The sequence below is a fragment of the Candidatus Nitrosotenuis aquarius genome (assembly GCF_002787055.1).
GTDB classification, from domain to species: Archaea; Thermoproteota; Nitrososphaeria; order Nitrososphaerales; family Nitrosopumilaceae; genus Nitrosotenuis; species Nitrosotenuis aquarius.
The window spans coordinates 1,687,764-1,697,207 of the sequence record NZ_CP024808.1 but is presented as its reverse complement, the minus strand read 5'-3'; the positions used below and the strand labels follow the sequence as shown (position 1 = coordinate 1,697,207).

The following is a 9,444-nucleotide window of genomic DNA, read 5'->3' as shown; positions in this document are numbered from 1 at the left end:
TAGCTCATAATCCTTTATCATGTAATTTAGTCAGAATTTGACATGAAGTCGTCCGAATTGGGCCTGTCTGCCATGTACAGGATACTCAAAAAGGCAGGCGCCGATCGCGTAAGCGACGAGTCGGCAGACGAGCTAAGGCGCGTCCTAGAAGAGATTGCAACCACAATAGCAAAGAGCGCAGTAGACATGTCAAACCATGCTGGGCGCAAGACAATTCGCGGCGAAGACGTCAAGCTTGCTTCAAAGACGTTTATCAAGTAAAGAGTTTAATTCTGTTGGATTTTGTTTTTTTCTGTTGGTGAGGTGGCAGAGCGGCTATGCGTTCGCCTGCAAAGCGAATCTATAGGGGTTCGAATCCCTTCCTCACCTCCTAATTTACAATTATGGTTCCTTCCATCCATGGATGCAGTCTACAATAATAATGGAATTCTCCCGGCGTGTCAAAAGTAAATGAAAATTTGTCCTCTGGTGCTATTTGCCCGCTTTCCACCATTCCATCTGGCGTGTCATAGTACCCCGTGGTAACAGTATGCAGTCCCCTGTCTTGATTTATCCAGGTTATCGTCTTGCCGGAATCAACTGTAATGGTTGTTGGAAGATAGCATTCTGTTGTTTCACATCCGGGCCTTGAAGACAGCATTACAATTGAGACGGCGTTTTCTGGCATAATTTCTTCAGTAGGAGTCCCTTGTGGTATCTGCTCAGAGCTGGGCTGACTGTACGTTAGTGCCAGGCTTGCAATTATGGCAACGATTGCAGCTCCGATCAGGACAAGATATTTTTTCACAACTCGATTTGACATGGTGATTATTTTTGCCTACGCATGATTACATTAGGTCATTATACAATAACCTGCCATTCTAAAGCCAGCACTACCACACCATACCATGGCAGAAAGAAGTAATGGTTTGCTAGAATACATTCCAGGCTCACAGTCGTTATTGATTCAAAAAAAGGCAGAGCAGCCATTGGAGGGATTTTCCGAGAACATCAAGGACAGTATAATAGAATATGTCGAAAGTGGAAAAAGCGACGTAGAAAAAGGCTACAATTTCCTGCACTGGGTCTTGACTCGGGTGTACGAGGCAACAGAAGACGACGCTTCAGACTCTATAATCGATGGTGCAAACGATCTTGGAATTGACGCTTATCTGCCAGTGGATTTTTCAGACAATAAAATAAGATTATTTCAGTCAAAATACGGCACTGCACACTCTGAAGAGGCAATTGCCAAGTTCAAAGAAGACGTCAGAAGGCTGTTAAGCAAAGACATCACCAAGATGAGGCCAGAGCTTGCAAACCTAGTAACAAAGATCCAAGAAAAAAACCTCAAAGTCGAGTGCTGTTATGTTACAAACCAGCCGGTAAACTATGACGGTGATGACACACTAGAGATAATGGGCTTGGATAAAATTGTCAAGTCGCTATGGGATCGAATAAAAAAACCAGCGGCGGGAAAAAAATCCAAGATACGACTGGAAGAGAGAATTCGCTACAAAAACACCGTAGTCGGCATACTAAAGCTTCGAGAGCTGACAGATTTTGTCATTAAAAACAGGGACTATGTCTTTGAGTCAAACATCAGGCAGTGGATGCAGTTTAAGACAAACGTAAACAAGGGAATTCGAGACACATTACAAAATTCTCCTGACAAGTTCTTTTACTATAACAACGGAATCACAATCGTAGTTAGCAATTTTGAGGAGCTAGAAGACAATACTCTGATGTTGCACGCACCGCAAATAGTAAACGGTGCGCAGACATCAAACTCTATTTTAGATCATGCCAAGAGAACCAACAACTTGGACGGCAGCATCACGGTCACCATAATAAGAGCAGACGACGAGCTGGACCAAAACAACATCACAAAATACAGAAACTCGCAAAACTCTGTACGAGGAAAGGATCTAGTATCGCTGATGGATTTTCACAAGTCTGTCAAATCCCAGCTTGAAAACCGGGGATACTTTTACGAAATACAGGCAGGCTCGTTTGATTCCAAGACAAAGTCGCAGCAGGGTGAGTTCAAGGGCGACACTACATACAACAAATACCTGCCTGACAATCACAAAAAAGTAATTGTTGCAAAAGACGCAATACAGGCTTTGGTTGCAGGAATTGAGCAAAGACCAACCGAATCATACAGTTCACCTGCGCAGTTTTTGCCTCGCGGAAGCAAATACGACGATGTATTCAATGAAAACCTAAAGGATGACTACAGACTGCTGCTCTATCCGTATTTGGTAAAAGAATACGCCAAAAAATCACTAGGTTATGGAAAACGTGGAGGGCACAAGACAAAAAGATACGCTACATTGTTTTTTGTCGCAGTGTACTTTAGAATAATACACAAAGGCATCCTGAACACAAAAGGTGACTTCAAAGAAGACATTGCCAAAGTAGAGCCAATCTTTAAGAGCTCCAAGCTCAACGAACGCATTCTAAAACTAACAGATGGCGTAGTGACAAGATTTCTCGAAGATACGGTAGTAGAAGATGAAATTGAGCGAGCAAACACCAAGCACAACTTCTTTTCCCATCACGTATGGAATGAGGCAATGTTACGCGTAGTGGATAAGAAAATACGCCAAGAAGAAGAGGAAATCGAGAGCATCAGAAAACTAGTCAACAGTTTATTGTAAAGCGATAGTTGCCAGCCATGGTAAAAATTGCAGGAGATTTACAATGGCCAGACAATCTACCGCAGCTTTTTCTGAGACACACCATTATTTAACAAATTTTTTGATCACACCAAAAAATGGCCATGATTTTTATATAGACACAAAAAAATCCACATTGCTTGGCTGACGCAGACAAATGCGCATTATGCAAAGGACCAGTGCCACACAAATACGTGGGAATGCCGGAATGGAACATCAAAGGAGTTTTGTGCGGCAAATGTTATTCACAAAAGATCTATGAGCACTATCCCGGCGAACATGTCCGAGTCAGCATGGACGAAAAATAACTAGGCAGAATTTTTGTACTTGTTCACATAAAGGCAATTCCATGCAACAGGGTCGTCCTTGACATCTTTTTCCTCTAGGAATTTGATGTCAGTTACAGTCTTCTTTTTCTTGAGCAGTCGGAGTTCAAATGTTTGGAACTGTTCACAGCCGCATCCGTCTGCTTGGCACTTGCCGTCATGATCTTCTTTGGTGTGTGTACAGTTACACACTGCATCGTCCTTGACGTCTTTTTCTTCTTTTTGTGAATAGGTTGCAAACCTAAAGTACGCCTCACCCAGATGTCCCTTTTTGAATCTGGCATAGTGAGCAGACTTGGGCAACAGCTTGAAAAATGCCATGTTGTGGCCCGGTCTTCTGGTTTCAGATGCGACAATAAACCAGTAATGATCGCCCGTCTCTACGAATCTCAGTTTGATGTCATGGTCGCCCCACCAATGGACGTATTCGTTCCAGATGTCGGTTGCCTTTTTCCGATCAGAAAAGAGCGGAACCACATTCATTCGCAGATCAAAATACCTATAGGCCACGCCAAGAAAATCATCATACCAAGCAATCGTACCGGACACTTTGTTCGGGGGTTTGTGTTTGGTTATTAAGCAATCGTGAGAAAGGTTAATACCCTTATATCCTAGAATTACACTCGAAGTACAATGGCCACATATCGTACCAGTATGCAAATAGTAGCAGATCTGCTAACAGCTACTGAACAGTGTGGACAAGAGGGAATCAAGGTAACATCGCTTCTAACACAAGCAAATCTGTCACACTCTCGACTAGCCAAGTTCATTGAAAACTTGACTGGAGCAGGACTGATAAACAAAATCGAGTTTGATGGAAAGAACACCTATGTCATCACACCAAAAGGAAGACAATACCTAGAATCTTACAAGCGATTCCATGACTTGGCACAAGGCTTCGGTCTAGATCTTTAGTACTATTTAGAACTTTTTCGAGTTTTTCGTTCCTTGTATGTAGAATATCCAACTATGATGAATGCCCCTGCCAGCTGCGCATAAAACAATTCCAGGCTTGGGGGCTCCTTGAAAATGGCAAATCCCATTCCCATCGTCAGAACAATTAGCATCATTAGGAGATACTTGTCCACAATATCAGACAGCAAACAAACAATATATCTTTTCGATTATTCTGCCTCTTATGAGCAAGGTCCTTGAGCTAATCGGATTCGCACTAATTGGCGGAACGATCTATTCTTTTGTTGGTATGACAAATGATCCGCTTCGATGGCCAGTGTTTTGGGGATGCGCAGGCGGCGCACTTGCAATCATAATGTACAACCGCGCAAAAAGAAAACGAAAACAAGCTTAGCTGATCAGTGGATCATGCTGTACTGATCACAAACCGACAGATCTATAAAGGAGCATTTTATGATATTTTTTGGGGAGTATGACAGAGCAGACTAACAAATGGTGGGAAGGTCTCGCCAAAGAACTTGAAGTCGACATCGAAACCCTTGATGAATAATTTTTGATCGTAAAGAAGCCCCGAGTGGGATTTGGACCCACGACCTAAAGTTTACGAAACTTTCGCTCTACCAGGCTGAGCTATCGAGGCATGGAGGGCAGTGTTATCAGAGTTTATAAAAAGCATTTCAGGTTTCTGACCATTGAAAAAATCCATTTCTGGGATTCGCGGAATTTTCGGAGACGATCTGACGCTTCCAGATGTTTTGGAGTTTTGTAGAAACTTTGCCCATGCAATACCATCAAAAAAGTGCGTCGTAGGACATGACACTAGGCCGTCAAGGGAGATGGTAAGTAGTGTTGCAATAGCCGCCCTCCTAGAGTGCGGAATCGACGTGTACAATTTGGGAATGGTGCCAACCCCAGTGGTATTCCGAGAGGCAAGAAAATATGATGCAGGACTGATAATCACGTCATCACACAATCCACTGCAATGGAATGGTCTGAAATTCATCATAAACGGTCGCGGGCCAAATGAACGGGAATTTGCCCACATCATCAAGAAAAAGCAACATAAAATCGCAAAATTTGGTACAGAACACAAAATCACCTCAAGTTATGTGGACGATGCGGTAGAAATTATCGGCAAAATAAGACACTCACCTAAGATAGCAATAGACATCGGAGGAGGAGCTGCGGCAAATGTTGCCCCCCTGCTTTTAAAAAAACTAGGATGCCAGGTACATATCATTAATGAAAAATCCGCTAGCCGTGGCCCAGACCCGACAGCAGACAAGCTTACACAGTTGGTTTCTGCAAGCAAAAAGAACGACATCGGGTTTGCCTTTGATCTTGATGGTGACAGACTAGTAGTTGTAAAAGACGGCAAAAAGCAATCACCTGACACTACACTTGCATTAGGTGTCATCAAGGCACTAGAACTAGGCTACAAGAAATTCTGTCTTAGCATAGATACCAGCATTGCAGTCGAAAAATACATCAAAGAACATGGAGGTTCAGTGGTTCGCTCAAAGGTCGGCGAGGCAAACGTCATTGATGCAATGTTAAAGCAAAGGTGCCAAGCAGGAGGCGAGGGAAGCAGTGGTGGATTTATTCTGCCAGAATTTAACATGTGCCGGGACGGAATTTTGACATCGGGACTAATTGCTGCAATGACTGGCAAAAAAATAATCGATAAAGTAATAGAGTTTGTTGCTAGTTATCATCAGCTTCGAACCAAAATTGATGTTGAATCACACCTGCACGACAAAACACTTGTCATACTAGAAAAGAAGCTAAGGCAAAAATTTGGAAGAACGATCACTATTGATGGAATCAAAGTCACAATAGACGAAGACACTTGGGCATTGGTTAGAAAGTCAAACACCGAGGACATTATCAGAATATCTGTAGAGTCAAATGACTTGAGCAAGGCTCAACAGATTCAAAAAGAGATCACCATCCTAACAAGACAAAGCCATGACCAAGCTAGATGAAAAAAAGATAATTTCCATTTTACAGAAAAATCTAGTCTCAACTACTCATGAAGATGTGGAAATATTTCGCCTAGGCAAAAATTTTGGCGTAATCAAAACAGACACACTGGTACAAAGCACGGATGTTCCACCACAGATGAGTCCAGAGCAGATTGCCAAAAAAAGCATGGTTGCACCGCTAAGCGATTTTGCATCAAAGGGGGTAAAGCCAAAGCACGGAATCATTTCCGTGTCGTTGCCGCGCAACTATCCAAGAACAAAACTAGTAAGACTCGCATCTGGGTTCAGAGAGGCGTCAAGGCAGTTTGGCGTAAAAATTCTTGGCGGAGACACAAACGAGGCAAAGGAAATCGTGATTTCAGTCATGTTGTTTGGTGTTGCCAAGAAAATAACTCCACGAAGCGGCGCCAAAGTCGGCGACATCATAATCACCACCGGAACATTTGGCAAGACAGGGGCAGGCCTGGGTATTTTGCTAAAGAATGGCAGATCTAGCGGCAAATTCAGAAAAGATGCCATCAATTCTGTCATAGAGCCAAGACCGCAGCTCAAATTTGGCGTTTTGGCCTCAAAGTATCTTGATTCCTCAATGGATTCTAGTGATGGGCTATCAACTACTCTGATAGAGCTTGCAAGTGCAAGCAAAAAGAAATTTGTCATTAGTACCATACCAAAAGAAAACGGATTGGATGAATTTGCAAGGGCAAACAGGAAAAATCCCCTAGATCTTGTGTTTAACTCTGGAGAAGAATACGAGATAGTCGCAACCGTTTCCCAAAAAAACCTGCCAAGACTGGAAAAGATTGCCAAAAAGTGCAAGATAAGTCTGATTCAGATTGGCCATGTGCAAAGCGGCAAAGGTGTCTTTTTACAGTCTGGAAAAAAGCAAATCCCAATCAAAAACAAGGGATGGCGGCATTTTACATAATTTGCCGCTCAGCTAGCCGACATAGCTTTTTAAAACCACCAAACTTTGGGTAACCAATGTCAGAAGAACAAGTCGACAAGTGGGGTATTGCTCACATCTATAGTAGCTACAACAATACCATAGTACACATGACTGATCTTACTGGCGCGGAAACCGTGGCAATCAGCTCCGGCGGTGTGCACGTAACAGCTGACAGATACGAATCATCCCCATTTGCTGCAATGAAATCATCAAACGCAGTAGTAGAGGCAGCAAAGGCAAAAGGCTTTACTGGCTTTCATATCAGAGTGCGAGCAGTAGGCGGCGTAGGCTCTCGAGTTCCAGGACCTGGTGCACAAGCAGCCATTAGAGCACTGGCAAGAGGCGGATTCAAAATCGGTCGAATCGACGATGTCACACCAATTCCTCACGACACCACACGAAAGAAGGGTGGAAAGAGAGGAAGAAGAGTCTAGGCATCAATCAGCTTTACTTTGGTTTTACAGCCTTTGGCTTGAAAATAATCCGCAATAAAAAAAGTAAATTTTTCTTCAGGCTTGCCTTTGTACCTTCGGATCATATCATCGAATTTTTGGTTTATTGCCTCTTGCAAGCTTGGCTTTATCCAGAGTCGAAAAAATGTCCAGCCAAATCGCGATGTGGGCTCGCCAAACACAAAGTCATTTGGCAGGCCAAACTGTGACGCCATGTCTGCTAACGCGTTGTTAATCAGGCGCTTGTCTTCTAGAAAATCAGTCGAGCTTACTTCAAATATTTTCATTTTCATCAGTCTTGCTTAGCTTATCTGATAGTGAGACGAATTTTCCGTCTTGCTCGATGTTGATCTTGGTTTGCATTCGCACATGGATTCCAACTGATCTGAACAATGCCAAGAGCTGTCCGCCGTCGATTTCTTCATTTATTTCTCCAGTCTGAAACAATTGGCCTAGCCTATCAATTACCATTTTTGCCTCATTTGGGAATTGTGATTCGGCATTTTGCAGTACCTCCATTCCTCGATATCCAAGATGAGAAATCACAATTTCCCTATATGATGGCTGGGCTGCAGCCTGTGTTTTTTCTTGTTTTTGAGACTGGGACGCAATGTTTTTTCTCATCTCTGCTAGGCGCCTTGCCTTGAGTGCTTCTAGTTCTCTGTCTTCGCTCAACCCTTTATCACGCCAATTGGGACTAGCTTTGCCACCTTGGTTGCAATTCCTAACTCATGTGATACGTTTACTACTGCATCCACGTCTTTGTACGCCTCTGGTGTCTCTTCGACTACGCCATCCCTAGTCAATGATTTTATGAAAATTCCTTTATCACTTAGTGATTTTTTTACCTGTTCTTCTGTAAAGTCGCGCCTCGCCTTTGAGCGTGACATCATTCGTCCTGCACCGTGCGCAGTAGAACCAAAGCTTAGGCTCATCGAGTTTGGCTTGCCAAGCAAAATCCAGCTGCCAGTTCCCATTGAACCTGGAATCAAAACAGGTTGGCCCAGGTCTCTGTACTTTGATGGAATTTCATCCCTGTTTGCAGGAAATGCTCTAGTTGCACCTTTGCGGTGAACTACTACTGATTTTTCTTTGCCGTCAATTTTGTGCTTTTCAACCTTGGCAATATTGTGTGCAACGTCATATACTAGCTTCATATCCAAGTCTGCCTCTGTGCTCTTGAAGACTCGCTCAAATGATTTTCTAGTCCAGTGAGTCAGCATCTGTCTGTTGCTCCACGCAAAATTCAGTGCGGCAAACATTGCTTTTCGATATGATTCACCCTCTTCGGATGTGTTTGGCACGCATGCAAGCTCTCTGTCTGGCAGATCGATGTTGTATTTTCGTAAAGCTTGTTCTGATACCCGTAGATAATCAGAGCAGATCTGGTGGCCAAATCCCCTAGAGCCGCAGTGAATCAAAACTGTAACGTTTCCTTCTTGGATCCCCATTCTTTTTGCCGCCTCTTCGTCATAGATTTTTTCTATTTTTTGCACCTCAAGGAAATGATTGCCAGAGCCAAGACTTCCTAGCTGTGGTGCGCCTCGCTTTCTTGCGGTATTGGATACTTTGCTTGGGTCTGCATTTTTTATTTGGCCGTTTTCTTCGCAGACATCGGCATCGTCTTCGGTTCCATAACCGTGATCAATTGCCCAGTTCACGCCGCGAACTAGAACCTCGTCTAATTGAGAATAGTTTAGCTTGATTGCGCCTTCGGAGCCAACGCCTGAAGGAATTGAATTGAAAAGGTCTGTTACTAGTTCCTTTAGTTTTGGCCTAACCTCTTTTTCTGATAAATTCATTCTCAGTAATCTGACACCACAGTTGATATCATAGCCGACACCCCCAGGGCTGATCATTCCCTCTTCTGCATCCATTGCTGCAACGCCACCCACTGGAAATCCATATCCTTCGTGTCCGTCTGGCAGAACCACTGCACTGCCTTGGATTCCTGGCAGAGTTGCCACATTCATTGCCTGAGATAGAGTCCTGTCAGTCATCATTTTTGCAATTAGTCCTTCGTCTGCGTAAATTGTGACTGGAACCTTCATGCCCTTGCTGGAATCAGCATCTATTTGGTATACGTTATCTCGAATTTTTTTTGGTGTAATACCTGACATTATCGATTAAGCTGTTTGGTTGCAATTTAAATCATAA

The 9,444-nt window shown here is 43.3% G+C and carries 14 protein-coding genes and 2 tRNA genes; 9 read left to right on the top strand and 7 right to left on the bottom strand.

Annotated features, from left to right (window positions below; genetic code table 11):
• Nucleotides 1–42 precede the first annotated feature (42 nt).
• Together NAQ_RS09885 and NAQ_RS09880 are read left to right on the top strand one after the other, a co-directional pair.
• On the top strand, nucleotides 43–261 hold the full coding sequence (locus NAQ_RS09885) for a histone family protein (RefSeq protein ID WP_048187123.1): 219 nt from the start codon (nucleotides 43–45) through the stop codon (nucleotides 259–261).
• A gap of 36 nt (nucleotides 262–297) precedes the next feature.
• A tRNA-Cys gene (locus NAQ_RS09880) sits at nucleotides 298–369 on the top strand.
• Between the two features lies 1 nt (nucleotide 370).
• On the opposite strand, the gene NAQ_RS09875 is transcribed toward NAQ_RS09880, so the two are convergent.
• Nucleotides 371–802, bottom strand: a complete 432-nt coding sequence (locus NAQ_RS09875) for a cupredoxin domain-containing protein (protein ID WP_100183351.1) — start codon at nucleotides 800–802, stop codon at nucleotides 371–373.
• Between the two features lie 85 nt (nucleotides 803–887).
• Here NAQ_RS09875 and NAQ_RS09870 point away from each other — a divergent pair, with 85 nt between their 5' ends.
• A complete protein-coding gene (locus NAQ_RS09870; protein ID WP_100183350.1) occupies nucleotides 888–2,642 on the top strand; it encodes an AIPR family protein in 1,755 nt (584 codons plus the stop codon).
• 158 nt (nucleotides 2,643–2,800) lie between these two features.
• Entirely contained in the window at nucleotides 2,801–2,968 is a 168-nt protein-coding gene (locus tag NAQ_RS10270) for a hypothetical protein (RefSeq protein WP_162858750.1), read from the top strand.
• On the opposite strand, the gene NAQ_RS09865 is transcribed toward NAQ_RS10270, so the two are convergent.
• The gene (locus NAQ_RS09865) at nucleotides 2,969–3,535 is read right to left on the bottom strand and encodes a hypothetical protein (RefSeq protein ID WP_100183349.1); all 567 of its coding nucleotides are present in this window, start codon (nucleotides 3,533–3,535) and stop codon (nucleotides 2,969–2,971) included. It abuts the gene before it with no gap.
• 105 nt (nucleotides 3,536–3,640) lie between these two features.
• Between NAQ_RS09865 and NAQ_RS09860 the strand changes: the two genes are divergently transcribed.
• Nucleotides 3,641–3,901, top strand: coding sequence for a winged helix-turn-helix domain-containing protein (locus NAQ_RS09860; protein WP_100183348.1), 261 nt, complete (start codon nucleotides 3,641–3,643; stop codon nucleotides 3,899–3,901).
• Nucleotides 3,902–3,903: 2 nt separating this feature from the next.
• Here NAQ_RS09860 and NAQ_RS09855 read toward each other — a convergent pair whose 3' ends face one another.
• Entirely contained in the window at nucleotides 3,904–4,074 is a 171-nt protein-coding gene (locus NAQ_RS09855) for a hypothetical protein (RefSeq protein ID WP_218192567.1), read from the bottom strand.
• A gap of 50 nt (nucleotides 4,075–4,124) precedes the next feature.
• On the opposite strand from NAQ_RS09855, the gene NAQ_RS10265 reads away from it, so the two are divergent.
• Nucleotides 4,125–4,295 carry a hypothetical protein gene (locus tag NAQ_RS10265; RefSeq protein WP_162858749.1) on the top strand — a complete coding sequence of 57 codons (171 nt, stop codon included), beginning with the start codon at nucleotides 4,125–4,127 and terminating at the stop codon, nucleotides 4,293–4,295.
• Nucleotides 4,296–4,467: 172 nt separating this feature from the next.
• Here the strand turns inward: NAQ_RS10265 and NAQ_RS09850 are convergent.
• A tRNA-Thr gene (locus NAQ_RS09850) sits at nucleotides 4,468–4,541 on the bottom strand.
• 52 nt (nucleotides 4,542–4,593) lie between these two features.
• Between NAQ_RS09850 and NAQ_RS09845 the strand changes: the two genes are divergently transcribed.
• The 3 genes from NAQ_RS09845 to NAQ_RS09835 are packed head-to-tail and all read left to right on the top strand — an operon-like array spanning nucleotide 4,594 to nucleotide 7,269.
• The gene (locus tag NAQ_RS09845) at nucleotides 4,594–5,886 is read left to right on the top strand and encodes a phosphomannomutase (protein WP_100183346.1); all 1,293 of its coding nucleotides are present in this window, start codon (nucleotides 4,594–4,596) and stop codon (nucleotides 5,884–5,886) included.
• Entirely contained in the window at nucleotides 5,870–6,814 is a 945-nt protein-coding gene (gene thiL / locus NAQ_RS09840; protein ID WP_100183345.1) for a thiamine-phosphate kinase, read from the top strand. The genes NAQ_RS09845 and thiL overlap by 17 nt, the downstream gene beginning before the upstream one ends.
• Before the next feature lie 56 nt (nucleotides 6,815–6,870).
• On the top strand, nucleotides 6,871–7,269 hold the full coding sequence (locus NAQ_RS09835; protein WP_100183344.1) for a 30S ribosomal protein S11: 399 nt from the start codon (nucleotides 6,871–6,873) through the stop codon (nucleotides 7,267–7,269).
• Here NAQ_RS09835 and NAQ_RS09830 read toward each other — a convergent pair.
• From NAQ_RS09830 to NAQ_RS09820, 3 genes are read right to left on the bottom strand one after another with little or no spacing between them, the layout of a single operon-like run.
• On the bottom strand, nucleotides 7,266–7,574 hold the full coding sequence (locus tag NAQ_RS09830; RefSeq protein WP_100183562.1) for a hypothetical protein: 309 nt from the start codon (nucleotides 7,572–7,574) through the stop codon (nucleotides 7,266–7,268). The genes NAQ_RS09835 and NAQ_RS09830 overlap by 4 nt on opposite strands.
• The gene (locus tag NAQ_RS09825; protein ID WP_100183343.1) at nucleotides 7,561–7,962 is read right to left on the bottom strand and encodes a DNA-binding protein; all 402 of its coding nucleotides are present in this window, start codon (nucleotides 7,960–7,962) and stop codon (nucleotides 7,561–7,563) included. Before NAQ_RS09825 ends, NAQ_RS09830 begins: the two co-directional genes overlap by 14 nt.
• Complete coding sequence (locus tag NAQ_RS09820) at nucleotides 7,959–9,407, bottom strand: RtcB family protein (RefSeq protein ID WP_100183342.1); 1,449 nt, start codon at nucleotides 9,405–9,407, stop codon at nucleotides 7,959–7,961. Before NAQ_RS09820 ends, NAQ_RS09825 begins: the two co-directional genes overlap by 4 nt.
• Nucleotides 9,408–9,444 lie beyond the last annotated feature (37 nt).